The following is a 26154-nucleotide window of genomic DNA, read 5'->3' on the forward strand; positions in this document are numbered from 1 at the left end:
CGTCGTACGGGGCACAAGCATGAGTCGCTTCTCGTCCTTTCGGCCGAGGAGTCCCCCACTCCTGCGCCCGATGTACGCCGCGCGCCGCCGCGCCACCGTGGAGGCATGTCGAATCTCCTCTACCGGCTCGGCCGGTCTGCTGCCACCCGGCCCTGGGCCGCCATCGGCGCCTGGGTCGTCCTCGCGCTCGTCGTCATCGCCTCCTCCGTTGCCTTCGGGCGTGATCTCGAGGAGAGCTTCGAGGCACCCGGCCTCGACTCCTACCTGGCTGCGGAGCTGCTCGCCGAGGCCCAGGCTGACGAGGGCGGGATCACCGCTCACGTCGTACTCGAAGCCCGGGACGCGGCCGCGCAGCTGGCGCCGGTGGAGGCCGCTCTCGAGGCACTCCCGCGCGTGCTCACGACGACCAGCAACGTCTCGCCGGACGGCACGGTCGCACTCGTGCGTGTGCAGTACCCCGCGGTCGAGCACCTCGATGCCTCCGACCTGGACCACCTCAAGGACGCCGTCGCCGACCTGCGTGACGAGTCGTCGCTGACCCTGGAGAGCGGAGGCGACCTGTTCTTCGCGTTCGAGGAGCCACCCACCGGGATCGGCGAGGTCGCGGGGCTCGTCGTCGCGATGATCGTCCTGCTGATCGCCTTCGGCTCGTTCGTCGCGATGGGGCTGCCGATCGGGATGGCGCTGTTCGGTCTGGTCATCGGCATCACCTCGATGAAGCTGGTGACCTACCTGGTCGACATCCCGGCGTGGGCGCCGCAGCTTGCGGCCATGGTCGGGCTGGGCGTCGGTATCGACTACGCGCTCTTCCTGGTCACCCGGCACCGCGAGAACCTGGCCCTGGGGATGCCGGTCGCCGAATCGGTCGGCCGGGCTCTGGCAACAGCAGGACAGGCAGTGATCTTCGCCGGCGGCACGGTCGTCGTGGCGATCCTCGGGTTGCTCGTCGCGGGGATCCCGTTCGTGACCGGTGGTGGGGTCGCCATCTCCGCGATGGTGCTCGTGATGGTGCTCGCTTCGGTCACCTTGCTGCCCGCACTTCTCGGGCTGGCGGGGCACCGGATCAACGGACGCCGCCGCACGCCCCACCGGCCGAGCACTGGCTGGACCCGGTGGGGTGCTCACGTGACCCGCAACGCGACGGCGTACCTCGTCGGAGGCGCGGTCCTCATGATCGCCCTGGCCGCACCCGTCCTCGCGCTCAACCTGGGCTTCCCGGACGACGGGACCAAGCCCGAGTCGAGGACCGAACGCCGGGCCTACGACCTGATCGCCGACGGCTTTGGCCCCGGCGCCAACGGGCCGCTGGTGATCGCGGTCGACATCTCCCAGGGCGCCGGGTCCTCGGATCAACAGAGTGTCGTGGCGCCGCTGGCCGCCGCGATCGCAGCCGATCCGGGCATCACCTCGGTCGGCGACCCGGCCATCGATCGCGCCGCAGGCGTGGCGACCCTGGTCGCGCAGCCGATCACGTCGCCCCAGGACGTTGCCACCCAGGAAACCGTCGAGAGACTCCGCAGCGAGGTCTTCCCGACGGTGCTGGACGGCACCGCGGCGACCGCCCACGTCGGCGGCCAGACGGCCACCTTCGCCGACCTCGGTGACCGAGTGCAGGAGCGGATGCCACGCTTCGTGGTGGCCGTGCTGCTGCTGTCGTTCCTCCTGCTCACGGTGCTGTTCCGGTCGGTGCTGGTGCCCCTGAAGGCAGTCCTGATGAACCTGCTGAGCGTCGGCGCGGCGTACGGCGTGCTGGTGATGGTTTTCCAGTGGGGCTGGGCCGCCGGCCTGATCGGCGTGGAGTCGACGGTGCCGATCGTGTCGTTCATCCCGCTGTTCATGTTCGCGATCCTGTTCGGGCTCTCCATGGACTACGAGGTGTTCCTGCTGTCGCGGGTGCGCGAGGAGTACCGCCGCCACGGCGACAACACCCGCGCAGTCATCGCCGGGATCGCCAACACCGGGCGCACCATCACCGCAGCCGCGCTGATCATGGTGGCGGTCTTCTCCGGCTTCATCCTGGGCAGCGACCCGGCGATCAAGATGATGGGGCTGGGACTGGCCACCGCGATCTTCCTCGACGCGACCGTCGTGCGCCTGGTACTCGTCCCGGCCACCATGAAGCTTCTGGGCGATGCGAACTGGTGGCTGCCCGCGTGGCTGGATCGGCTGCTGCCGGAGCTGGACCATGAGACGGCGGAGTCGCAGCCAGTGGAGGTCGCAGTAGGCCCACCGCCGCTGACTTCCTAGTTCAGGGACTGTCCTGGCCGATCCTCACAACAAGGAAACCTCGGCGCGACCCGGATCCGATCGACGTCACCTTCCGCGCGGAGAACCCGCCACTGACGTCGCTAACGCCGCGAGCCCTTCTCCACCCATCGATGGCCACCCGTGGATCAACTCGATCCAATCCTTGGGGATTCTGCCGACTCCCCAGCGTGCGCCCAACAGGGCGCCGGTGATTGCGGCCACCGTGTCGGTGTCGTTACCAATCCGAACGGCCGCGTGGAGGCCGCGTTGAAACTGCCCTTCCTCCTCCGGCGAGTGGGCGATGACCGAGGCCGCTGCTTGGAGGGCAGACACCGTCCAGCCATTCGGGGTGAAGGTCGACGGCGGGCGCGACACCGCCTCGCTCAGCCACGCGCGCCACTGCTCGTGGCGTTCAGTTGGCAGCAGGTCGACGCCGGCGTAGAGGTCGATCCGCTCCTCGACCGCGGCGACGCGGATTGCTTCGTTCCACAAGACGCAGGAATCGCCCGCCAGCGGGTGCATGTGGGTGAGCTCGGCGATCGCGCGGCCCCGGGCTGCGAGCAACGTTCGGTCATGGAGACAGCCGACAGCCACCGCCGCGCTGCGCATCAGCGCGCCGTTGCCGGCCGCATCAGGGCTGCGTCGGTGGAATTCTGCGGCCGACGCCCGAAACTCGGCGGACCCCGGGGCATCCAAGTGCCGCTCCTTGGCCAGCTTTTGTGCCGCCAGGAGAACGTTGAAAGTCAGATTGCCGATACCCCGGCCATCCTCAGTCGCCCAGCGCAGGAAGGTCCGCGCGACAGCGTCTTGCCCGATCGGTGTTTCCAGCTCGGGCAACTCGAGTGCGCCCAAGAGAACAGCGACAGCCATGGCCGTGTCGTCGGTCCACGTGCCAGCTTCGCCCCACCCACGGGGCGCATGAAAGTCCGCATCGCCGGCTCCCTGACCGGGGCCGAACTCGTACGGTGCGCCGAGCGCGTCTCCACATGCGAGGCCGACGATTGCGCCAATCGCGCGGTCAGTCCGTGTTGCCATGGCCTGAACGTAGAGGGCAGGGCCGACAAATCCGCCGCGCGCGGGGCACGGCACATGCCGGTGTTCAGTCGTCAGCGGCGAGCAGGACGGCCAGCGCTTCGCTGTCCAAGCGGTGTTGAACGTCCGCGAGGCCGTTCACGAATGTCACTCCCTCCTCGCGGAGTAACAGCTCCGGATCCCGGTCGTCCGCTGGATCAGCCCACGCAAACCCTGAAGCCACGCGTCCGTCGGAACCAAGCACTCGCCAGGCGTTGGCACATTGCCGACATCGGGCAATGTGGGTGCCAAGGGGCTGCGGAGCGGTGCCTACGGCATCGGCGAGGTCGCTGTAGGAGGTCCAGTGTCCAGCCGGGAGTGCTTCGAGAATTTCGTGCATCCGCGACCAATCGAAGCCCGCAGGCTTGTCCGCCGACTGACCCCTGTACTGAGCACGAACGTCCTTGAGCTGCCCGCCGTTCGGCAGGCGCCAGAACGTCCAGCCGTTTGCTGCCTTGCCGCCCTTGACGTGATATCCCGCGCTGGACGGGGAGGCGTACAGCTTGCCGTCAACTTCGATCTGACCATCGGCCGTGACAATGCCCTCGACAGCGTCCCACTGGCCGGGCCTCGGGCGTAGGACAGTTCCGGCCGGTAGGAGTCCGGCAGCCACGAGGTGTTTCAACTCGACCCATGCCGCCTCCTTCTGAGGTGCGTCGCTGATCGAGCCAACATGGCCAGCAGGAATGGGCCAGACCGCCAACAACAGTTCGGTGAGAAGGGCCGTCCGCTCATCGATAGCAGCCTCGTCCCAGCTCGCCTTGTCATGGAAGTGGCGATTGAGGAGCATCACGTCGTGCTTCAAGAGACGCTCGCGCTTCCCACCCTGTCCGCCCCACGGACCATTTGAAACGGTGCTGTTCAAACTGGTCGTGAGGAGCGTCAGGTTCCCGATTCGATGGACGTGCTCGCTCCGTGCAAGCTCCGCCTCGAGGCCCACGACGTTCCAGTTGTTTTGCCACTTCTGCGGCAGAACGTGCTCGATCGGATAACCCGCGCGTGCGACCTGCGGGTATTTGTGAACGCCGCGCAGGTGGTCCTCTACTGCTTCCAGGTAGAGGCGCATTCGTCCACGGGTATAGCGTCGGTACGCCTGCTCAGTGCGGAGGTGTGCACGGATCTCGTCATCGCCGGGCCAGTAGTTGGAAGCCACGTTCAGGCGCGTGAGGTTTCCACGGACCCGCTCCACGAGCAGCGACGCGTCGGTGTCGCGGTTAACGCGGATGATCTCCGCAACGATGCGTCCAAGGTCAGCCGAGGTCAGCCGAAGGAGCTGTCGTCGCACGACCCACGACTCGAGCATCGCAATGACTTCGTCGGCGACATCCCGTGGGATCGCCATTTCTGGGTCGTACAGCCAGATGATTGCGGGCTTGAGCAGCTCGACACCTCCGGCGCTCATTCGGTAGAAGGCCATCTCAGGGCGCGTAAGGATCCGGGACGTCTCGGCCGCGTGCTCGGTCCACCCCCGGTAGAGACCGGCTTGGGCCTTGATGGCCAGAAGCAGGTCGCCCATCTTGCTGCCAGACTCGTAGTCGACGTACGTCTTGAACCTGATGAAAGTCTGGCGAGGGCTGACCTCCTCTCCCAGTCGGCTCCCGAGCCATTGGCTGAGGAACAGTGAGCTCCGACTCATGCTGTAGCGGCCGACGCTGACCTCGACCTCCCAGAACGGTTCCTCGAACGGCCAGTCCTCGGCATAGGCGCGCCTCGTATCGGCGCCCTCGGCTTCGAGCCTCTGGAATACAAAGTTCTTGATGAGATCGGCTGCCGTCAGCGGAGTTCCACGTGCGTTGAGGGTCTCGAAGATCTCCTGCGAGTTCTCCTGGGCTTGAAGGTCGATGACGACGAGCTGCAGCCCCTGGCTGATCGAGTGGGCGAGGGCATCAGCGCGCGCACGAACGTCGTCGCCCTCCCCGAGCCACTGCTCGACCCGGTCAACGAAGAACGCGTGCGCCCGTACGATCCTGGCGCCGGTGTGCTTGAGCAATTCGTGCACAACCGGGGGCTCGGCATCCATGACTTCGCCGAACGCCACGCCGTCCTGATTCGTGTGCTGCAGCTTCAGGCTCGCGCCCACGACATCGCTGTATGCGCGATTGTGCGTGAGGTCCCTGAACTGAGCTGCGAGTCCATCGAGCCCTCGTCCTTCGAAGACCGCCGCGGACGCGTCAATGAGGACCTGAAGCGTGGTGAGGCGCTGCTGACCATCGATCACGTTCTTGGCGGGCACCACGCCGTGCTGACTCTCCAGCGCCTGGAGGACAACAGCACCCAGGAAGTGGGTTGGGGTTGAGTACGGGTCTCGAAGCCGCAGCTCTGCGAGGCGCGAGATGTCCTGCCACAGCGGCAGCCACTGCTCCGCCTCGTCCCAGACGTACGGCCGCTGGAACAGTGGAACCACAAGGTGCTGCGGAAGGTAAAACACAGCCTGTGGAGTCAGGACGTCGGTTCTCACCCTTGGCACGATAGTGATGGCGTCCGAGTGAGGTCGCCGAACAGCTCAACTTCCGCAATCTAGGGATCGATCGCGTTCGGGGAGGCCGTGCTGAGCGGCAGACCGTCAGTGAGTCGGGAGCGAGGATGGTCGCATCAGCCGTCGACAGACGAGACTGGTGCCGCTACGAGCGAGGTCGAGATCACCAATCGAAGTGGGTGCGTCGAAGCGCTCACCTGCCGAGCAACTCGACGACGCGGGGGGTTGAGCGAGCGCATTGACAAACTCGCATCTCCACGTCACCAGAGCATCCACCGTGGCTGCCGAGATCTGCCTCTACGCTTGCGGACGTGTCGACCGAAGAATCGGGGCAACGCCCCCAGCCGCAGTACCCCCGACTGACCAGCACCGAGCGGGCGATCTACCGGCGCGAGCACAAGCAGAGCTCGTGGGTCGGTGGTCCGGCCGCACTCAAGAAGATCCAGCAGACCGTCGAAGACCTGCTGGAGCGCGAGTTCCTCAAGGAGGTCGCGGCCCTTGGGCCAGCGCCGACCGAGAATGATTACGGCGTGCACGAGCGCGCGCTTGAGCGGATCGTCCAGAAGCACAAGTTGTCGGTGCGCGTCTCTGGCAGGGGCGACCGCTGGACAAACACTGGCGACATCGCCTCATCGCTCGAGGGCGTGAAACTTGATGAGATCGACCGCATCACGATCCAGACCTCGTGGTCGAGTCATTCGCCGCAGATCGACATTACCCTCCGGGACACGACCGTGCGAGACGGCGCAAAGCTCGTCGTGTCGGGCACGGATGAACACTGGGTCGCGGGGGCCTTCGACCAACTCAAGGAACAGCTGCTTGACCAGCGTCCGAAGTGGGCGCCGTTCCGACACTTCACTTGGCCAACCCTCATACTGGCGATCGTCTTCAACTTTGGCATCCAGCTGGTCGCTCTAGCGCTACCCGACGGGAAGTGGGAAGCCTCCTCAGTGGCCCTCGCTGTGCTGCTCGCGGTCGTGGTCTACGCGGGTTCGCTCTGGCTGCTGGAGAGGGCCCGGCGCTGGGCCCTTCCGTCCCTCGACGTCCATCGCGATGGCGATCCCAGCCGTTCGCACCGGCGGATCAAGACGGTAGGAGCGACCGTCACTTTCCTGCTGGCAAGCGTGATCATCCCTGCCGTGTTCTTGCTCCTGGATTAAGGAGTGAATTGCTGCTTTCAGGCAGCAGACACCACACCTGCGGAATTCGAGGTGATGGTTGCGAACGCACTGGGCCAGAACCAGACCGGTCGACTTCGGACCAGACCGACGCCGGGACCATGACGTTCCCAGGCGTGGCCGATTTCGGTCCGGGGTAACTGCGAGCATCTGACCGGGCGATTGCATTCCGGTACGGACCGATTCGGGTGGCCACGGCGTCCGCCGCCCATGCAAGGCACTGCTAGAAGAACTTGCGCAGGTGTTCGCGGAGCGAGTCGTCGCAGACGTAGACGTAGGTCCCGCGCATGCCCCGCGTCAGCAGCACGGCGTAGATGTTCCGCACGAGCCCGAGTACGTCGTCGTCGGTGAACCGGATCCCCCGCCGCGGCATGTTGTTCGCGGCTGTCGGGTCGAAGTAGTTCGTCCGGTCGAAGTACATCCGCCCGAGCTTGGCGTCGTAACGCAGGTCCTTGCCGATGATCACGCCGGCGTAGTTGAGGTCATAGCCTTGGATGGTGTGGATGACGCCGACCTCGTCGGCCGACGTTTTCGAGCTGACCCAGTCCAGGTCGGTCTGGTTCCACCGCAGCTTCACACCGTCGATGACGATGTCGTAGGCGCTCTTGTCGTTCTTGGTGACCCACTTCCACGCGAACCCAGCCACCAGCCGCGCAAGGCCGTGCTCCGCATCCTTCACCCGAATCGCCTCGCGCATCTCGCCGAGATCGTCGAAGAAGCGCAGGTCGTAGTCGGCGAAGGCCCGCGGCTCGGGAGGGAGGTCGCTCAGGATCTCGCGCACGTAGCCGACGTAGTCCTCACCCGCCCGGACGCGCATCTGCGAGGTCAGCCGGTACTTCCGCTGCAGCTCCCCCGTTGCCGCCACGAGCTCGTCGAGCAGTCGCATCGGTACGTCGGCGGTGTGGACGCTCTGCGCGGCATCGAGCAGGAAGATCTGGTGGGAGCTCTTCTCCTTGATCCAGTCCAGCTGGGTCAGGTCCTGGTCGTCGCGCCCGAAGAGCTTGATGTTGATGTCGGAGAACATCTTGTAGAGCGGCCCAGCGGGCTGGTTGCCGGCCTGCCGGAGCCGGTGCGTCTCGTCGACGATCAGCAGGTCGAAATGGCCCTCGCGATTGCCGACCTCGAAGGGCGACATCACCATCGCCGGGTGCAGGCCGGGCGTCTTCTTGAAGACCCGCTGGATCGTCTTGCGGAGCGACATCTGCGGCACAACGAACCCCATCCGGAAGTCCTGCAGCAGCTCGGGATAGCCCTCGACGAAGTAGTCCGCCATCACCGAGTCGCTCTCAAGCTGGCTGCCGTCCCAAGCCTTGATGTCGCTCAGCAACTTCATCAGATAGACCGCCACGATCGTCTTCCCCGTGCCGGGGTCGCCCTGTACGACGATCTGGCTGCCGCGCTTCGCTTCGAGGTCGTCGAAGAGCCCGTCGAGAATGTCCTCGACGACAGCCTCCTGGTCCTTGCTCAGCGCCTTGAACGGCGAGAGCTTGAAGAGGTCAGAGTTCTCGATCTCGCGGATCGTGCCCTCGAAGAGCCCGTCGTCGCGCAGTGCCTCGAAGATCTCGACGAACACCTGCTGGTAGTCAGCCCGCGCGTAGTACTCCGCGTTGGTGATGCCCTCGTTGCGGTTCAGCACCGTCAGCCGGCCATCGCCAGCGAGCAGCCGGATCAGATACGACTCCAGGTCCAGGCACACCGACTTGTTGAAGGTCTCATCGAGTACGACGCGTGCACCGTGCAAAGCAGCCTTCTCCGCGGTCTCGAGGTGCTGGCGGAAGCGAGCCACGACGTTGCGCGACTCCCCCACGTAGACCCGGCTGTCGCCGTCGAGGGCATAGACCACCGGCCAGTTCTTGAAGCGCCTGTCGCCGGTCGCCCACTCATCGATCTGCCGGCTCGCGAAGGGCCCGCTCTCAATCCGGAAGCTGGTCATACTTCTCGCTCCGGCCGCGGGCACGGTCGACCGGGTACTTCGCCTTCGTCACCTCGAGCTTGTCGAGCACGATCTGGTCGAGGTCGACTCCGAGCTTGTCGGCGAGGAGATGGCAGTAGGTCACGACGTCGGCCAGCTCGTGGGCGACCTTCTCAGCGTCGGCTTCCACGTTCCATTGGAAGCACTCGAGCAACTCGGCCGCCTCGATCACGATGCTCTTGGCGAGGTTCTCGGGAGTGTGGAACTGGCCCCAGTCCCGCTCCGCGACGAACTCGCGCAATGCCTCCCGGACCGCCTCACTCGCCATGCCCGCCACCCTAGCTAGCCAACCTCACGCAGGCTGCCGGTTCAACAAGAAGGAGCCCGCGCAACTCTGCCCACGCTGTTGCATCGCTCATTGCAGCACCGTCGCATCGATAGTCCTGCGGAAATGCACAGTTCGATGCGGTCGATAAGTAGCGCGTGGCACGTAATCCGAGTGCCAGCGCCAGACCGAACTCATGATTCCGATTTCTGTTCGGCGGCGTCGCGTGAAACTAGGTAACGCTTCGATCGCACCTGACCAATGAGAACATCGCGCATCGACTCCATGAGTCCTAAGACTTCGGTGCACAACTCGAGGCTCTGGTCAGGAGGAACGAACAGTGCACGACCATGGGCAACGCCGTTGCGTCTGTCGCAGAGAAGAACGTCAATCAAATTGGCTTTGAGTTCGAAAGCATCCAACGGGATGCATCCTCGCTCAAACAACTGCGCCAGCACTGAATAGCGGAGATTGGCTTTCGTGTCAGCCAGCAGCGACTTGTCAACCTTGATCCGTTCGTCTGAGTCTCCGCGGATGGCAGCGGCCAAGGACGTTCTTGCTTCCCGGTCCCCCGACGCTATTCGCTTCATCAGCCGGTGAACATGCTCAAGCACGAAACCGTCGCTTACCTCCGAGATACGAGGCTTTCGACGTGACACCAACTTCGCGTAATGCTCTAGGCCATTCTTGGAATACCCTTCCCAGTGGGCGTAGCACATCGCGACCATGGCTCTGCTGAGTCCGCGACTGGCAGGGCTATCTGTACTCTTCGCCGCGGCGTCGGCGAGTGCCTTCTTGAGATGCACCAACTCCATCCGACGCCACCCCAAGTCATCTGTGAGCGCTTCCTCAAACGCATCATCAGTTAGGGACGTCACGGCTTAGGCAAAGTAGGTTCGTGCTCGGTTTACAAGACGAGGAACTCGGCGTCGGGTACTCATTCCGGTACCGCTCCAGGCCTTGAACACATCGTCCGACCAGACATTACGAATGCGCTCCGAGAGTTCCTCAGGCTTCGCACCTACCCAGCGTTCAAGGTTGTAGGAAACGCCGCTCGTTATGAACTCATAGCAGGAGATTGAGAACGGTCCCATGTGTCTGGCGCCGTCCCACTTGCGAAAGACATCATCGCTTTCCGCGGCGACCAGCAACTCGAACGTTGTCCGGAAGTTCGCCTCGTCTGCGCTGGATATCCCCCTGCCGGTCGCGACACCACGCATCCAGGTCGTGAGGTACTCACCGAACTCTTGAGGAAGCTCCTTGTCCGGCCCGTTGAAGTCCTTCTGCGCAAAGAATCGAAGGACCAATTCTTGTCGATACGCCTGCTCTTCCTGCCGCTCCGACAACTGAATGCTCGCCCCAAACGGCTCGTCGCTCGCCAAGGTCTGCGTCAGAGCGAACATGTCCCTGTTGATCATCACCATCAGACAGTTTCGAGCTTCCTGCGGCGAAAGCACACTGCCGGAGTTCAACCTCTGGAATAGGTCGTACTTTGCGGATTCATCTGACCCCTTGGTGATGATCCGGAACTCCAACTTGGCTCGTTTGAAGTCGCGCTTAAGCACGTCGTCGAACTCAAGTAGCTCAGTTTCATCTTGACCCTCGTCCTCGTCCTCGTCCTCGTCCTCGTCCTCGACGAGGGCGACCTGGCCGCTGTCCACTGAAACAGCGGACGAATCATCCGCAAGCGTCCAAGTGAAACCCCTCATCTCAGTGAGGTACTCGCCACTGACGAGCGGGAATCCAGGCTGACGCTTGCCGTCCTCATTCACATAGTTCCCAGTGAACTGAAGAACCGTGGAGAGCCGCTGAACGCCATCGATGACGTCCCAAACGCCATCCTCTCGTTGTGAGACGAAGATCGGTGGAATGGGAATTCCCAGCAGAATCGACTCGATCAGTCGGGACTTCTGCTCTGCCTTCCAGCGAAAAATCCGCTGGAATTCGGGGTGGATGTCGATGTCACCTTCGTTGCATAGTCCGATGACCTCGCCGATAGACATGGAGTAGCCATCCGTACGAATTTCCTTGGCCCGGCTCTCAATCTGGTCTCGCAGTGACACTGAAGTCCTCCCGTTGCTAGCTCATCGCCGAGCGTAGTCCCAGGCCGAGGAACTCCGCGTACGGCACTCGGCAAACAGCTACCGATATGTTGTCGTCCTCGCGACCGCTCCCATGTCGGCGTGCGGGAGCGACGGAGGCCACGCACCTCGTCGCCTTCGGGCTCTTCGAGGAAATTGCGGTCCAACCCGGCGCGGTGCGCGCGGTGCGGTCCCTGGCGTTGGCCCAGGAGACGTGCCCGCCGATGCTGCCCTGCAGCAGGCGCTCAGCCGAGTGGGACCGTCGTTCATGGTCATCCCACCGAGCCTGGTGCCGATGCAAGGATGCGCGCAGCTTCCCAGATCTGCTCCGGAGTAAGCGGCGGCATGTCTGCAGCTGCCAGCGCGCCACCCTCGCGCGGCGTGAGCCGGAGCGCTTCGCCCGCGACGCGCCGCCAGTCGGCTGCACTCAGGTCATTGGGGACCAGCACGAGAGTGTCGGTCTTGAAGACGTGCCAGCTGTCCAGGTCGGCGCGCCTGACCACGTCGGAGCCGGCCTCTGTGAGCATCGTCCAGACCGCCCGCTCAGTGCCCGACGATGCGTCGTTGGGCACGCACTCGTCTTCGGAGAAGTAGATGCCCGCGCCCTTCCCGATCTCGAGAATCAGCTCAGCTGGGTCTTGGCTGCTCTCCGGTGCGAGGTTGGCGACGTAGTCCCAGGTCGAGTCGGTCGGGAGGCCGTGCCTCACGGCCAATGTTTCCCAGAGAGCGCGCGCCCGAATGTGCTGCGTGATCCAAGGCTTCGTGTTCTTCTGATTGCCCCTTACCGGTGAGGTGAGGCGGCGCAGCTGGGGCACATTGGGTGCACGGAGCCGAAATGAGAACCGCCTCTGATCTGCTGTTCTCACAGGTCAGAGGCGGTTCTGTGGTGGTGGGCGATACTGGGTTTGAACCAGTGACCTCTTCCGTGTCAGCTACTTCTGGGCCGCCTGAACACGAGTGCCCTGGTCCCCCCGAGGCGCGCTGACCGTTCACAACGTGGCAGTCGACGCGAAGCAGGGTGGGACCGATAGTCCCTCACTTAGTCCCTCACTCAGGCGCGAACTGATCAATAGCGCCAACCATCCCTGGGATCTGCGCGCACCTACGCTCAGACCGTTGGCAGGGCACTCACCGCCCCATGTAGCCAGACGGGATCACCCGCACGAGTTTCTGATCGACCTCCTCGGGGTCGACCATGATCAGGCGGCCGATCCGGTAACCGACGATCGTCCCGTCGGAGATCCTGCGTCGGAGCGTCTTCGGGTTGATGCACAGCCGCTCGGCGGCGTCGTTGAGGCGTTCGTACCGTCTCGGCCTGGTCATGCGAACACCCTCGCCGACGGCGACCCGGAAAGCCGTAACCACCCGCCCGAGGTGGGGCTTCGGGGCGGCCCCAGAGATTGTGACGACGTCTCCACCGTGGCGATGGAGTCAGCCGTGATCGCTGGTGCGAGACCGCCGCGACCATCGTCGCTTCGCACCCTTCTTGTCGCATCTGTCGGATGTCAGGTCTACCGTGACGGTCACTTGCAGACTCCATATGAATGGTGACAGTGATGATTGCGTGCCCCGAGTGCACCGAGGACGAGGACCTGTACGGCGTGCCGCTCGAGGACGGCCGGCGGCAGATCAGTTGCGAGTCGTGCGGACATACCTGGGCGCGCGGCGAGGCGACCCGCTCTAGACCCTCCCCGGCTGGCACTCTGCGGCACGCACCTGCAGCCGACTCCTGCGGCCCGAAGTGGTCGGACCCGCCGTTTGGCGCAATCGATGCGCTTCCGCTTGGTAGCACTGAGACATCTGCCGCGGCCGTCGCCTTTCGTCCCGACGAGCACCAGCCGGCTTGGGTTCGGGGCGATCCCGTCGAAACGAACCGCGTCTTCTCCTACATCGTTGTCCACGACTCCGGGTTCTCCCCCAATCCATTCCACGGCCTCTTGACCCTCGCATGCTGCAAGCCTCTTATCCGACGCACGGCCGGTGTGGGCGACATCCTCGTCGGGCTCTCTAGCCGCAGCGAGCGCGTTGTCTACGCCGTTCAAGTGGCCAAGGTCATCGGCTTCGAGGAGTACTGGGAGGACCCGAGGTACCTTCCGCGTCGCCCAGTTCGGTGGTCGCCACGCATCATCGAACGCGCTGGCGACAACATCTACGAGCCCGTCGGTCGCGACTTCCACCAGCTCCCCTCCTTCCACTCGCGGCCGGATGGGTCGGAAGACGCCGAGCGTAAGCGCGTCGATCTCGGTGGCGAACGTGTCCTCGTCGGCGAGCGGTTCACATATTGGGGAAAGCGCGGACCGGATCTGCCAGAGGAACTTGAGTTCCTCGCGGTTGGGCGTGGCCACCGGTCGCACTTCACACCTGACCAGATCTCGACGGCAGCGAACTGGTTCTCGAACCTTCCGGGCGGGGTGCTTGGTGCACCAGCCCAGTGGAAGGTCGGCGACCCCAGTTGGCGTCAGGAATGAAGATCATTCTGAGCCGGAAGGCGTTCGACTCGGGAGCGGGCAAAGTCGCCAACCCGATCCTCGACGACGGCACCCTGATTCCAATGCCAATCCCGGACAAGCAGTCGTCAATCCGATACCAGGACATCGTGGTCGGCGGCGAGAACCTGGGCATCGTTGCATCCGACTTGACCCGCGGCCGGACGCGCCGGGACCACTTTGCGCACCTGGACCCTGACCTGGATCCGGGTGCGTACCCACGGGAGGCGGGATGGCGTCCCCTCTTCGGGCAGACTGACGCCGCACAATCAGTGCTGTCCCGTGAGTCTGTCGGGCCTGGAGATCTCTTCCTCTTCTTTGGCTGGTTCCGTCGCGTCACGCGTATCGGTGGACGCCTTTCCTATGTCCCCCGCTCTCCGGATGTCCACGTGATCTGGGGCTGGATGCAGGTCGGCGAAATGGTGCCCGTCAACGGGTCTCCCCTGCCGGACTGGATGAGCTATCACCCGCACCTAGTGCCCGGGTCCCGAGGTTCCAACAACACTCTGTACGTCGGCCAGGACAAGTTGGAGCTCGCGGGCACCACCGTCGATCTGCCGGGCGCGGGCGTCTGCGGCACGTACGACGATCGGAGGCGACTGACAAAGCCGGGAAGCAGCCGATCGCTCTGGGAACTGCCCGCATGGTTTGCACCAACTGACACTCGCCCGCCGTTGGGCTATCACAGCGACCCCGGCCGGTGGCAGATCAATGGCGACCGGGTGGAGCTCACGAGTGCAGCGCGCGGTCAGGAGTTTGTACTGGACACCGCGTCGTATCCCGAAGCGATTCCGTGGGTGGCCGACTTGCTGATTGGGTCCAGCGCCAACGGCCCGCGCACGTGACTCAACGGCCCATTTGGAGTAGTCCGATGAGCCCAGATTGATTCGAATCGTCTCGAAGCGTCGGCTCTTGTCACTAGGGTGAGCCGCATGTCCGCCCCTGACGTGGCGGTCTTGCTTGTCACCTGGAGTGCGCTGCTGGCGGCTGTCGTTTGGATCAGCATCGGACTCCACCGCCGCAAGATCGTGAAGACCACCAGTGAAGCCTTGGCCGCGCTGCGCGATCTCAACGGATCGGTCGCGGGCCAACTCACGTCGGAGCCCATGCTCAAGCAACGGTTCGTAGATGCCGTCAGCTCGAAGTCCAAATTCGATCGCTACTCGCTGCGCGACTACTTCCTGAGGTCAGTCCTCGAGTACGAGGCCTACTTCGATGGCTATGTGTCGCGCCGACTTCAGGTGCTCGACATCTACACGGACTACGCAAAGCGCGCCGACTACCTTGGCCTGACCCTGCTCGGAATGACCACACCTGAGCGGATGGCTCAGACGCGGTACGCCAAGGTCGAACAGCGGCTCTTCACGAAGACGAAGCTGGCCGAGCCACGCCGCCAGGCACGCGTGGAGTGCGTCGTCACCTACCGCAGCCCCAAGGGGCAGAACTCCTACAGCCAGAGCATGACCTGGGACTTCGAATCATTGCGGCTTGCGATCGCGGAAGTGCGCCAGATTCAGGCGACCAAGCAGACGACTCAGTTTCTCAGGAAGCTCGAGCGCAGCAAGATGACCGATCGGCTGCGGGCCGACATACTGCGGCGCGATGGCTACCGATGCCGGATGTGTGGCACTTCTGCGCAACACGGAGCTGTCCTTCACGTTGACCACATCGTCGCGGTGAGTCGAGGTGGGCAGACCGTGTCCGAGAACCTTCAGGCCCTCTGCCAGGCATGCAATCTGGGCAAGAGCAATCGGTTCTGAGCCACCCACGGCCAGCGACGTCTGCGAGGTCCGGGACCACTGACGCCCCGCAACCACGCACGACGGTGACGCTTCGGGGCGGCCCCGGAGATCGTGGCTACGTCTCCACCGTGAGTGATCGGAGCGGACTGTGACCGCCGGGGCGACACGGCCCGGGGCCAGAGCCCGCCCTCCGTCGTCAGTGCGCCGACTGGGATCACAGGATCCGGTCATTCCAACGGATCGACGTACGGCGCGCGTTGCCCGCCACTACGTTTGCGTCGCTGTGTCGATCCGAGAGTTGGGGAGTTCTACGTGGCCGGCGAGATCAAGTACGAGAAGAAGACTGTCCAGACCGTTCGCGGTACCGAGGGAGTCATCGTCTCGAAGCTGGCCAAGGACGGTTGGGAGCTCGTCGACCAGGAGACCGGTCGCATCAAGGCGACACCGAACTTCCGACGCCCGAAGAAGCCGGTAAACATGCTGCTCGTCGGTGGCGGCATTGCAGCCGCTGTGCTTCTGGTCGCCGTGATCGGCATCGGTTCCGCACTCGGAGGCGATGACAAGAAGACGGACGGGGTCAAGCCGGAGCCGACTGCCGTTTCGGCGAGCGAGTCGCCCTCCGAGGAACCTGCGAAGGCTCCAACAAAGATCACGGTCGACGAGCTCCTCGACAGGCTCAATTCACCGAGCACAAGCGGCATCAAGACCGGTGACCGGTTCGAGGTCATCGGGGAAATGATCGCGTCGGATATCTGGGGCGTCGGCGCGTCGGGCGACTACGCGGTGAATCTGAAGGCCAAGGGCGGCGCGCAGGACCTTCAGGTCTTGCTGGAGAACGAAGGCCAGGCGGGCGCTCTACAGAACGGCACCAAGGTCCAGATGGTTCTGGAGGCCTCGGAGGTCCACCATCAACGACGAGAAGTCCGACGGCTGGATGCGCGCGGTTTCGGTGAAGGTCCTCTCGGGCGGTACGACGTCCGAGGCGAAGGCGGCAGGCACGGAGGATCAGACGTTTAAGGATCTTGCGGACCTCGCGAAGACCTTCAACACAGCCTTCGGCGACCCGCCGATGATTTCGAGTATTGAGCCGGGCAGTGCACCAGGCGTCGTTTACGTGCAACTGCACGCTGGCCTCCTCGGCGTCGACGTAGATGTCGCTCAGCAGGCAGTCATGAAAATCAACGAGCAGATCGTCGAGACGGTGGGCGACAACGATGCGTTCAGCGGGATGGTCAAGTACTTCGTTGGCAGCGAACTGGTTGGCCAAAACCGCTCGATCATGGACCCGTATGCCGTGTCCTTCAGGGGTGGGCTCGAGGACTAGGTAGCTGGATTCCGTGGCGCCCCGCTTAGCCCGCGCGGGGTGCGCAGAGGGACCGGCCGCTAGGCCGCAGCCCGGAGCGCGGGGCCCCGCGGCGGCGCCGGCGGAGCCGGCGCCCTTGATTTCCTAAGAGCCGGAATCGGCAGAGCGCTTCGTCAAGACATGTCCTGTCCCGGTACGTGCTTGACACCGGAGTGTCAGTACCTGCTTGACACCTTGCCGCGATGGCGGGCTTTCGCTCGACGATGTTCCGTGGTCGTCGTCGGGCGGGAGGCTGGGATTGGCACTGATTGCGTTGTCGGTTGTCGAGCAGCGGTTGGACGCGGTTCGCGCGGTGTTGGCAGGTGCCTCGGTCACCGAGGTTGCTGCCCAGGTCGGGGTTTCCCGTCAGTCGGTCCACACGTGGGTGGGCAGGTATCTGTCTGAGGGCGTCGCCGGTCTGGCGGACCGGTCGTCGCGGCCGCGGTCGTGCCCGCATCAGGCAGCGCAGGCCGTGGAACGGGCGGTCCTCGAGTTGCGCCGCGAGCATGCCCGGTGGGGCGCGAAGCGGATCCGACTCGAGTTGCTCCGCAAACCACCGGAGTACTTCACCGGCCCGGTGCCGTCGACCTCGACGATCAACCGGATCCTGCGGCGGCACCAGCTGCTCAAGGAACGCCCACGGAAGCGGGCGCGGGATTCCTACATCCGGTTCGAGCGGCCTGGGCCGATGCAGTTGTGGGGCATCGACATCGTCGGTGGCATCACCCTGGTCAACACTGTCACTGGTGAGCTGCGGGAGGCGAAGATCGTCACCGGAATCGACGACCACTCGAGGTTCTGCGTGATGGCTGCGGTGGTCGAGCGGGCCACCGCCAGATCGGTGTGCCTGGCGTTCGCCCAGGCACTGGCGAAGTACGGGGTGCCGGAGGAGGTGATCACCGACAACGGCAAGCAGTTCACCGACCGGTTCAGTCGGCACGGACCGTCCCGTGGTGAGGTGCTGTTCGACAAGCTCTGCCGCCGCAACGGCATCACCCACCGGCTGACGGCGCCGGCATCGCCGAACCAGAACGGCAAGGTCGAGCGGTTCCACGGCACCTTCCGTCCCGAGATCAGCGAGCTGGGCCCGTTCACGTCGGTGACGCAGGCGCAGGCGGCGGTGGACGTGTGGGTGGCCGACTACAACCGGGAGAGGCCGCACCAGGCACTCGATGACCGCGTGCCGGTCGTGCCAGCGGACCGGTTCGCACCAGCCCCGACGAGCGAGCTCGAGTTGTGGGTGCCGCCCGCGTTGGAGGTCGCTCCCCCACCACCGGCTGAGGTGCCAGGTTCAGATCCTGTCCCCGCTACCGCCCAGCAGAAAGCGACGATGCGTAGGGAGCCGGGTGGGCCGATCGAGCTGGAGAAGTCGGTGCCGCCGTCGGGGAACATGAGCCTGACGGGCCATCAGTTCTGGCTGGGTCCCGAGCGGGCCGGGCAAGTGATCAGGTTCTGGATCGATCGCGACTGGGTGCACCTGTCGACCGGCGGACACCGGTTCAAGTCGGTGCGGTCGCGGTTCACCGCCGCGGAGATGGACAGGCTCGTGGCCCAGGGCGCGGCCCCAGCTGGTCCCCCGCCCGCACCGTCGCAGCGGCAGCCCCGCCATGGGGTCGTCGAAGTCGAGCGGACCGTGTCGATGGGCGGCACGGTGTCGCTGGGCAGACGGGTGATCCTGGCGGCGTGGATGCTGGGTGGGCGCAAGGTCGGGATCTGGATCGAGGACGACGCCCCGTTGCTGTTCTTCGACCCCGAGACCCGCGAGCTGCTGCGCACCCGTCCGAACCCGCTCGAGCCCGGCGAGCAGTGGACGTTGCAGCGCCGCAAGCCCGTCGGCGAAAGGCCGCGGCCGTCGACCGAGCCGATCACCGTGGAACGTCGCTCGGACAACTCCGGCGGCATCATGGTGGCCGGTCAGCGGGTCGCGTTGGGCAGGCAGTTCAAGCACGCCGTGGTCACCGTGCACGTGTCCGAGTCAACGCTGGCCATCGATCTGCCCGACGGCGACACCAAGGTCGTCCGGCGGACCACGGACCAGGCCGTCCGTAACATCAGGACCATGCGGCCACGGACCGCAGCTACCTCAATTTCCTAGGCAGAGCGTCAAGCAGGTCCTGACACAACTCCGTCAAGGACGTACTGAGCCAAGACAGCTTCGTCAAGACATGTGCAACTGACAGAGGTTCGTCAAAACACAGCGCATCAACCATGCGCACCAACCCCCGCTGCCTAGCCTGAAAAACTCACACGGCGTCAGGACGCAGCAGTGACATCTCCCAGCAAGACCGATGTGCGCCCGACCCATTCGAATCTGGCCGTACCGTTACCAGGTCCCGGCCCAGATCACCCCCGCCATCGTCAGCGCGGCGACGAGGCCACATCCATATGCACCCGCTGTCGGAATCACTTTCAGCCCGAAGGTATTGGATCCAGTTCGGCGAAACATGTACCAGCAGAGCGCAATTCCCGAAGCCACGGGCAACGATGGCAACCAGATGAGCATGCCTGGCGTCGTGTACCGAATCTCTTTTCCAACAGCATGGTCGATGAGGACCAGGAAGATCCCCCCCAGTGCCCAAACCACCCCCGCGTCCCCGAAGCCGCGAATTCCGTCCGCCCAATACATTGAGACGTCCCTCGGCTGTGGGTGCGGTTGCGAAAGTGCCGCTAGGACCGCCCTGTGCTCGTAGCGCGGCGATGTCCGCTTCCGGATCGCGCGGCTGAGCGCAACCACCCAGGTGGTCGTTCTCCCGCCAGGCTGGCGGCTACCGATAACTGTATGCATAGTGGAGAGAGTCGTAGCCAAAGGCGGCCCTGTCGAGTGCCGGTGCCGCACGGCGCTTGATCGTATAGGCGCGGGCCAAAGGCTTCTGAAGGGCACGGCGTGCCTTGCCAGTCGTCGCCGCGCGGTGAGCTGCCCTAACGCGCGCGACGTTGGCCGTCGCTGCCAGTCGACCCCCGACTGGGATGAAGCTTGCTGCACCTCCGAGCGCGCCCCTGACCCCTCCGCGTCGATAGCCCTGCACGGTCTTATAGCCAGCGATCCCATATGAGATTGCTGCAGCCGCGGTACAAATGGCGCACACACCCAAGGCCACGAGGCCGATGCCCAGTTGGACTGCTCCGACAATCTTCTTATGGTCGTCCGCCCAGTCCTTTGCCTTCTTGAATGCATCCTTGATGCTAAAGCCCCAACGTCCATCAAGGTCGACGCGATTCACTGGGTCTTGGGGGTACGCATAGGCGGTTGTGTTGCCGCCGAAGACAGGGTCGGTTGAGCTAAAGGAACCGGTTGCTGGGTTGTAGACCCGAACCCCCATGAGCATGAGTCCGGTGGCCTGGGTCGCGCGTTCCTTGGCGCCGAGCCATCCGTAGTTGAGGCCGTCCGTCTGGGATCCACCCGTTCCGGTCTTGTTGCCGTACTCGTCGCCGTCTGCCCAGCCGGTGATCCCGACACAGGGGCCGGCGGCGGGGATGTTCGCGGTGGTGACGACATCACCGTGCGGATTCGCGAGCGCGAGCTCAGCCTGCACAGTTCCGCCGCCGGCGGGGTTGGTCAGCGTGAGTCCGAGGTCTCCGCCGAGTGAGCCGGCGTAGCGGGTGGTCGCGGTCCCGGATGCGGTGACGAGGGTGGACCAGCCGGGGTTGTCGGATCCGTCGGTGTAGTGACGCGTGGTGGTGGACGTTGCCGCTTGTCCGATGGGACCGGTGGCTTCCGTCTGGCGGCGTCCGGCCTGATCCAGCGCGAACCCAGTCGTCTGGCCGTTCTGGGTGATCGAGGCGACGGCGTCGGTGTCGGTGTAGCCCAGCGTGATCGCCCCGTTCGCGGCGACGGGTGCATCGGTGGCGGGGATGGTTGTTTGGCGGCCGAACGCGTCATAGACGTACCCGCCGGTGAGCCTGTCACCGGCATCGTAGGACCAGTTCTTGGTGGTGACGCCGGTTGCGCCCGGCGTCTGGCAGGTGCCGTCGGCGTTACCTGGGGTGCGCGACAGCGACAGACGGTTGCCGTTCTTGTCGAAGCTGAACGCGCGGGTTTCGCAGGTTTCGTTGAGCGGTTCGCCAGTGATCGGATCGATGCCCGCCCCTATCGTGCTGGTGCGGTCATCGACCTGGGTCAGGCGGCCGGCCTTGTCGTACTTGTAGGCGCGGTCATACGCCGCAGCTGCGGCGGGTCCGGTGAGGCCATCGGTGGTGAACGCGGCACCGGCCGGGGTCCACTCGCGGCGGACGCGGCCGTTGATGTCGTTCTCGGTCGACCAGCCCAGCCAGCCACCGTTGGAGTCGATGGTGGTGGTGCCGTCGCCGTTGTCGATGGTGACCTGGCCGGTGTATTCCATGCTGACCGGCTCACCCGCCGCATCCACCAGGGTGGTTTGTGTCAGTCCGCCGGGAAGCTTCTGCTTCACGAGGGTGCCATCCGCGTTGTACGCACCGCCGAACTCAAGGGCACCGCCCGGTCCGCCGGTGACGGTGAGGGTGGTCGGCAGACCACGTCGGTCGGTGTCGCCGTTGGCGTCGGCGCCGTAGCCGTAGCCGTAGCTGGTGGTCCCCTTCGGGTCCACCACCTGCGTGATCCGTCCGATGCTGTCGAAGGTCGTCGTGGTGACCTCCCCGGCCGAGGGTTCGTAGGTCAGCGCGCGACCCCACGAGTCATAGGTCGTGTTGATCGGGTCACCGACGTGGGCGCCGCCGGTAGTGGCCCACTGCTTGATCGGGAGGCCCGTCGCGGAGTCGTAGGTCGTTTCGCTGCCCTTGACCGACGTCGAGCCGGAGATTCCCGACGCGACCACGGTCGTGGCGACCGGTCGTGAGGCCGTGTCGTACGTCGCGGTGGTGGTGCGGGTTCCGCCGTTGGCCGACTCGACGGTGGTGGTCGGGGACAGGTAGGCGTTGTAGCCGGTGACCTTGGTCGAGATCAGGTCTTGGCCTGATGCCTGACCTGCGTAGTACGTGCGGCATGCCGCGCCGGCCCATTCGGGCTTGTTCCCACACGACGCGTCGTCGGCGTTGGTGCCGACGGTGTAGTAGATCGTCTTGCGGGTCCCGGCATCAGAGCCGGTGGCGGTGGGCTGCCGCTGGGCGATGACACGACCAACCGAGTCGTAGTCGCTGACGGTGGTGATGTCGCCCGATCCGCCATCGATGACGGTGGTTTGGGTGCGGGCCGCGCCGAGCTTCCACGCCGCGGTGTCGCTTGAAGACCCGTAGCTGATTTTGCTGACCTCGGCCGCCTCCAGGAAACTGAGGTCGTCGGGGGCGACCGGTCCGCTGCTAATGGTGGTGGGCAGCGCCCAGCCGTGGCCGGTGTCGGGGTTGATCCCGCCATCCGGCGAGGCCTCGTCATAGGTCATAGCGGTGTGCGGGCGGGCCTGCACGCGGTCACCGTTCTTCAGGGTGACCCAACGGGTTGGTCCGTAGGTGTCGGTGACGATCGATCCGACCGGGGTGGCGGCGGGGCCGTTGCTGGCGGTGTTGTAGACCGTGAGAGTGCCGGCTTGGCCGATGGTGGATTCACCGGACTTGATCGCCTGGATGTCCCCTGCGTCCAGTTCGAGGATCGGGTAGCCGTCGTCGTTGAACTGAGTGAACGTGGGCAGCCATTTGCCCGGTCCGTATTCGGCGGTGTTGATCGTGTAGCCACGCGCGTCGGTGGCCTGGATGGAGGCGTAGGACCAGTCCCCCGTGGCGACTGCGGCCGGGTCGAGGGTGGTGATCGGCTTGTCGGGCCCGAAGACCGCTGCGGCGTAGGTCGGGGCCTTCGGCTGACCCCACACGGCGACACCGTTGGCCGACAGGTCCGGCAAGCCGGTCCCGGAGGTGGGAACGTCGTAGAGCACCGTGGCCAGCGTCGCGGTTCCGCCGCCCGCCGAGGCCGGATTGTCGCGCTTGACACGGGCCAGTTTCGTCGGGGTGCCGGCGTACTCAAGGTTGTACGGCGCAAGACCGGCCGGGGTGAGGGACGTGAGCCGGTCCGAGCTGTCGTAGGCGTAGCTCGTGGTCAGGGCCGGGGTCGGGCGCGGGTCCGTCACCGTGACCAGTCGGTGCTGGTCGTCGTACTTGTAGGTCGCGACATCGATCAGCGCTGTCGTCGATCCGCCGACGGCCGGGTTGAAGATGTTGAGGCTGATCTTCTTCACCTGGCCTGCCACATCGCCCGGCGTGCTGCTAGTCGCGGTCGTGGTGGTGGCGTAGGTGATGTCCAGGGCACGGCACCCCTTCGCCATCGGCGATCCGACCGCACCGGTGCAGGTGACGGCGGGCGGGACCGGCGCAAGGATCCTGGTCACGCGGCCTGAGGAGGGATCGCGGGTGTAGGTCGTAGTGCCCGAGCCCGGCTCGGTGACGGACTCCGGGGCGAAGAGCGCATCGGTTGTGGCGGTGGCGGCGGTGGTGATCTTGAAGGTCGTGGTGACGCCGTCGGGGTCGACGATCGAGAACACCGTTGAGGTGCCGGATCCGGTGACGGTGGCCTTGACGCCTGCGTCGGCGGTGGCCTCATCGACCCCGTTCCAGGTGCCGGTTGCCAGGTTGGTGCCGGTGCGGCGCGTCCAGGTCGTCGGGGCGAACACCATCGGGTCCGCATCGTCGGCATACAGCACCAAAGTGCCGTCGACGAGGGTGTTGTCGATCAGCTGGAATCCCGCGAGTCCGGCATCGGAGCCGTCCAGGGACGCGGTCCAGCCCGGACCGAACACCGCTGCGGCCGGGTTCGGTTCACCGGCGAAGGTGGCGTGGGTGCGTGAGATCGACAGCGAACCGGTGTAACCGGGCACGACCACGTCGGTCGCGGCGGTGGTGAACTCACCGGTCCACAGGGCGACCTGCCCCGGCCCCGCGTCGGCGACGGGGAATCCAGCACCGAAGGCGTGCGGCACCCGCAGCACCCGCAGGGGCTGGCTGTTCCAGGTGCACTGCGTGGCGCCGCCGGTGTAGGTGGTGCAGACCTGCAGCTCAAGAGTCGCCGGCAGGCGCGGATCGAGGGCGACGTTGCCGTTGGCTGCATCGGTGGTTGCGGCCATGGTGTTCCAGGTGCCCGAGACCTTCAAACCACCCGTCGCCGGGTCCGAGGTGGCGCTCAGGTTCTGGGCGGTGTTCCAGCCAGTGGTCTCGTCATTGGTGGTCGACGCCAGTCGCCACTTCAACACCGACGAAGCGGTCGTTCCCGACGGAGCTGGCGGGCTGTCCGCGGTGATCTTGATGTCGCCGGTGGTCACCGGCACGGGGTCGGTGGCCGGGCTCTCGACCGCGGTGGTGCCGTAACCGAAACCGTAATCGGACTCGCTGGAGGCGACGCTTGCGCGGCTGATAGCCGTCGCGGCAATACCGTGGCCACCCTTCGCCTTCGGCACCGTGACATTCACCTTGGCGACGTTCGGGTCCGAAGACGGCGTGATCTGGACCTTCTTCGCCAGTGCCCCGTCGACCGAGTAGCTGATGTAGCCCGGTGCGCTGTTGCCGGTGCCGGCGGCGCTGATCGTGCACGCCACATCGTTGGCGGGCGGGTTGTCGCTCCACGCCCCGTCGCTCTGGGTGGGGCACACGATCATTGGCGCGGACGGTGCTGCCGCGGCCATCTTGAACGTCAGATATGCCGTCGACCACGACGACAGGTCCATGCCGTCGGTGGTCTGGGTGCGAACGAAGTAGGTGGTGTTGTCCGCCAAGGCCGTACCCACCGTGCAGTTCGCCATCGCCCCCGAGGCCACGTACGCGGAGTTGCACGAAGTCACCAACGAACCCGAGTTGAACGCGGTGGACGTGTGGATCTGGAAGTTGATCGAGACGTTGTTGGCGTTGCCGTCACTCGCCGCCGCGAAGAAGGCCGGCGTCGTGTCGGACGAGTACACCGTCGAGGCGTACGTCGAGGCCGACGAGACCGTCGGGACCGACGAGACTCCGGGATAGTTGTTGTAGCTGATCGACAGGTACGGATCCGTCGAGGACTCCAGGGAGCCGAACTCCTTGTACGCCACCGAATCGGTCTCGCTCTGCGCCCTCAGGCCCACCCGATTCACCGTCGAGGAATCAGCGGCCCAGGCCTGCACCATCGAGGTGACCGCCATCGAGGACCACCCCGCCGCGCACTCCGAGGAGTGGCCCTTCGCGTCCGTCAAGGTGCCGTACGTGGTGCCCATGGTCGGCTGGTTCGACCAGACCGTGGAGGTGGTGACATCCGCGCTGACGTCGCGCGCGTCGAAGGAACGCGCCGAGCAGTTCCATGAATAGTTCTCATACAGCTTCAAAGAAGCGCCCTTGATGACACGGCCCTTCAGCGTCCCGAGTTCGAACTCCAGGAACGAACGCGACACATCGCCAGCGCCGTTCTTGCCCAGCTTCAACTTCGTCGACGACGACTGCCCGCTCGATACCCCCTGGGTGACGTAGGTGTCGAAGGTCGTCGTCCGCGTCGTCGAGGTGTAGGTCGGGTCGATCGTGACCGGGAACTGCGTCGCCGGATCCACCAACCAGGCCGCGTCCGGCGACACCCGCAACGTCGCATGCCCAGGGTTGCGCTGGGTCACTGCCAGCGTCACTGGTGCATAGTTGACCGGCTCCCCGGTGTGCTCGTCGACGCGCGAATCCCAGGCCACGGCAGCAGGAATGTGCGAAACGACCTTGTTCTTGGCATCGACAAAGTTGATTGACCCGTCGCCCTGGGCCTTGGCGGTCAGACCCTTGGTCTTCAACTGCAGGTCCCACGAGACCGCGGCACCTTCGGTCGGGCGTTCGTCAAGGACGAAGGTCTGCTCGAACCCGGTGCGGCGCGACTCCAAGACAACGTCCACACCCGGAGCCACATCCGCGTAGGTCGCCTTCAAGCCGTCGACCGTCGGCTTGGTCAACTCGCCAGGCAGCACCATTGACACAGTGCGGCCCTGGCCCTCGTCGAGACGGATCTCGCCGGCCGGGCCCTTGCCTGGGAACTTCAGCCCCAGAGGGTGCGCCACCGGTTCGACCGAACCATCCGGCTGAGCCGCCAGATCGAGATTGACCTCCACCCACTTGCCCTGCGAGTCCTTGAACCGCTGCACACCCAGGTGATTCTCGGTGGTCCACGTGCCATCCGGGTTCGCCCACGTCGAGGACCGCTCGGTTCGCTGAGAGGTGTCCTCCACACGCTTGCCCTGCGAACGCGCCGTCAACGCAGCCGACATCGCATCAGGACGCTCCGCCACCACCGTAGCCCGCGCCGGCACAGACTTCCCCGGCCTCGCCGCCTCCGCCGGCAGCGCCGCACCAGCAAAGGCAACAGCCAAGACCACCGATGCGGTCACAACAGGACGGGACACA

17 protein-coding genes are annotated in these 26154 nt (G+C 65.1%); 8 read left to right on the plus strand and 9 right to left on the minus strand.

From position 1 onward, the window contains the following. Positions 1–105 precede the first annotated feature (105 nt). A complete protein-coding gene (locus D4739_RS15145; protein WP_120061385.1) occupies positions 106–2247 on the plus strand; it encodes an MMPL family transporter in 2142 nt (713 codons plus the stop codon). A 66-nt stretch (positions 2248–2313) separates the two neighbouring features. On the opposite strand, the gene D4739_RS15150 is transcribed toward D4739_RS15145, so the two are convergent. Further along, on the minus strand, positions 2314–3282 hold the full coding sequence (locus D4739_RS15150; RefSeq protein WP_120061386.1) for an ADP-ribosylglycohydrolase family protein: 969 nt from the start codon (positions 3280–3282) through the stop codon (positions 2314–2316). A gap of 64 nt (positions 3283–3346) precedes the next feature. After that, positions 3347–5776: a GmrSD restriction endonuclease domain-containing protein gene (locus D4739_RS15155; RefSeq protein WP_120061387.1), complete on the minus strand. Its 2430-nt coding sequence runs from the start codon at positions 5774–5776 to the stop codon at positions 3347–3349. A 329-nt stretch (positions 5777–6105) separates the two neighbouring features. Between D4739_RS15155 and D4739_RS15160 the strand changes: the two genes are divergently transcribed. Beyond that, positions 6106–6954: a hypothetical protein gene (locus tag D4739_RS15160; protein WP_120061388.1), complete on the plus strand. Its 849-nt coding sequence runs from the start codon at positions 6106–6108 to the stop codon at positions 6952–6954. 241 nt (positions 6955–7195) lie between these two features. On the opposite strand, the gene D4739_RS15165 is transcribed toward D4739_RS15160, so the two are convergent. The 6 genes from D4739_RS15165 to D4739_RS15185 form a co-directional block, all read right to left on the minus strand. Then, complete coding sequence (locus tag D4739_RS15165; protein WP_120061389.1) at positions 7196–8905, minus strand: DUF2075 domain-containing protein; 1710 nt, start codon at positions 8903–8905, stop codon at positions 7196–7198. Next, positions 8886–9212: a nucleotide pyrophosphohydrolase gene (locus tag D4739_RS15170; protein WP_120061390.1), complete on the minus strand. Its 327-nt coding sequence runs from the start codon at positions 9210–9212 to the stop codon at positions 8886–8888. The genes D4739_RS15165 and D4739_RS15170 overlap by 20 nt, the downstream gene beginning before the upstream one ends. Positions 9213–9403: 191 nt before the next feature. Next, the gene (locus tag D4739_RS16710; protein WP_182920439.1) at positions 9404–10087 is read right to left on the minus strand and encodes an MAE_28990/MAE_18760 family HEPN-like nuclease; all 684 of its coding nucleotides are present in this window, start codon (positions 10085–10087) and stop codon (positions 9404–9406) included. 3 nt (positions 10088–10090) lie between these two features. Next, a complete protein-coding gene (locus tag D4739_RS15175) occupies positions 10091–11272 on the minus strand; it encodes a DUF262 domain-containing protein (RefSeq protein WP_120061391.1) in 1182 nt (393 codons plus the stop codon). 290 nt (positions 11273–11562) lie between these two features. Next, a complete protein-coding gene (locus D4739_RS15180; RefSeq protein WP_120061392.1) occupies positions 11563–11997 on the minus strand; it encodes a hypothetical protein in 435 nt (144 codons plus the stop codon). Between the two features lie 421 nt (positions 11998–12418). Then, positions 12419–12613 (minus strand): MerR family transcriptional regulator, encoded by a 195-nt coding sequence (locus D4739_RS15185; RefSeq protein WP_120061945.1) that lies wholly within the window; start codon positions 12611–12613, stop codon positions 12419–12421. A 221-nt stretch (positions 12614–12834) separates the two neighbouring features. Between D4739_RS15185 and D4739_RS15190 the strand changes: the two genes are divergently transcribed. The 6 genes from D4739_RS15190 to D4739_RS15215 all read left to right on the plus strand — a co-directional run bounded on the left by D4739_RS15190 (position 12835) and on the right by D4739_RS15215 (position 18955). Continuing rightward, positions 12835–13758, plus strand: coding sequence for an Nmad2 family putative nucleotide modification protein (locus D4739_RS15190; protein WP_147384954.1), 924 nt, complete (start codon positions 12835–12837; stop codon positions 13756–13758). Next, the gene (locus D4739_RS15195) at positions 13755–14621 is read left to right on the plus strand and encodes an Nmad3 family putative nucleotide modification protein (protein WP_120061394.1); all 867 of its coding nucleotides are present in this window, start codon (positions 13755–13757) and stop codon (positions 14619–14621) included. The genes D4739_RS15190 and D4739_RS15195 overlap by 4 nt, the downstream gene beginning before the upstream one ends. A gap of 87 nt (positions 14622–14708) precedes the next feature. Next, positions 14709–15536 (plus strand): HNH endonuclease, encoded by an 828-nt coding sequence (locus D4739_RS15200; RefSeq protein WP_120061395.1) that lies wholly within the window; start codon positions 14709–14711, stop codon positions 15534–15536. 294 nt (positions 15537–15830) lie between these two features. Beyond that, a complete protein-coding gene (locus D4739_RS15205) occupies positions 15831–16535 on the plus strand; it encodes a hypothetical protein (protein ID WP_120061396.1) in 705 nt (234 codons plus the stop codon). Continuing rightward, the gene (locus tag D4739_RS15210; RefSeq protein WP_120061397.1) at positions 16468–16842 is read left to right on the plus strand and encodes a hypothetical protein; all 375 of its coding nucleotides are present in this window, start codon (positions 16468–16470) and stop codon (positions 16840–16842) included. Before D4739_RS15205 ends, D4739_RS15210 begins: the two co-directional genes overlap by 68 nt. Before the next feature lie 313 nt (positions 16843–17155). Beyond that, entirely contained in the window at positions 17156–18955 is a 1800-nt protein-coding gene (locus D4739_RS15215) for an IS481 family transposase (RefSeq protein WP_274380506.1), read from the plus strand. 670 nt (positions 18956–19625) lie between these two features. On the opposite strand, the gene D4739_RS15225 is transcribed toward D4739_RS15215, so the two are convergent. Then, positions 19626–26039, minus strand: a complete 6414-nt coding sequence (locus D4739_RS15225; protein ID WP_182920440.1) for a DNRLRE domain-containing protein — start codon at positions 26037–26039, stop codon at positions 19626–19628. Positions 26040–26154: the final 115 nt, after the last annotated feature.

It is taken from the genome of Nocardioides cavernaquae, from assembly GCF_003600895.1.
Lineage (GTDB): Bacteria > Actinomycetota > Actinomycetes > Propionibacteriales > Nocardioidaceae > Nocardioides > Nocardioides cavernaquae.

Bases quoted from the DNA above. Each gene is read 5' to 3' on its own strand.
- D4739_RS15165 (WP_120061389.1), bottom strand. From the start codon at position 8,905: ATGACCAGCTTCCGGATTGAGAGCGGGCCCTTCGCGAGCCGGCAGATC.
- D4739_RS15195 (WP_120061394.1), top strand. From the start codon at position 13,755: ATGAAGATCATTCTGAGCCGGAAGGCGTTCGACTCGGGAGCGGGCAAA.
- D4739_RS15200 (WP_120061395.1), top strand. From the start codon at position 14,709: ATGTCCGCCCCTGACGTGGCGGTCTTGCTTGTCACCTGGAGTGCGCTG.
- D4739_RS15170 (WP_120061390.1), bottom strand. From the start codon at position 9,212: ATGGCGAGTGAGGCGGTCCGGGAGGCATTGCGCGAGTTCGTCGCGGAG.
- D4739_RS15145 (WP_120061385.1), top strand. From the start codon at position 106: ATGTCGAATCTCCTCTACCGGCTCGGCCGGTCTGCTGCCACCCGGCCC.
- D4739_RS15185 (WP_120061945.1), bottom strand. From the start codon at position 12,613: ATGACCAGGCCGAGACGGTACGAACGCCTCAACGACGCCGCCGAGCGG.
- D4739_RS15190 (WP_147384954.1), top strand. From the start codon at position 12,835: ATGGTGACAGTGATGATTGCGTGCCCCGAGTGCACCGAGGACGAGGAC.
- D4739_RS15150 (WP_120061386.1), bottom strand. From the start codon at position 3,282: ATGGCAACACGGACTGACCGCGCGATTGGCGCAATCGTCGGCCTCGCA.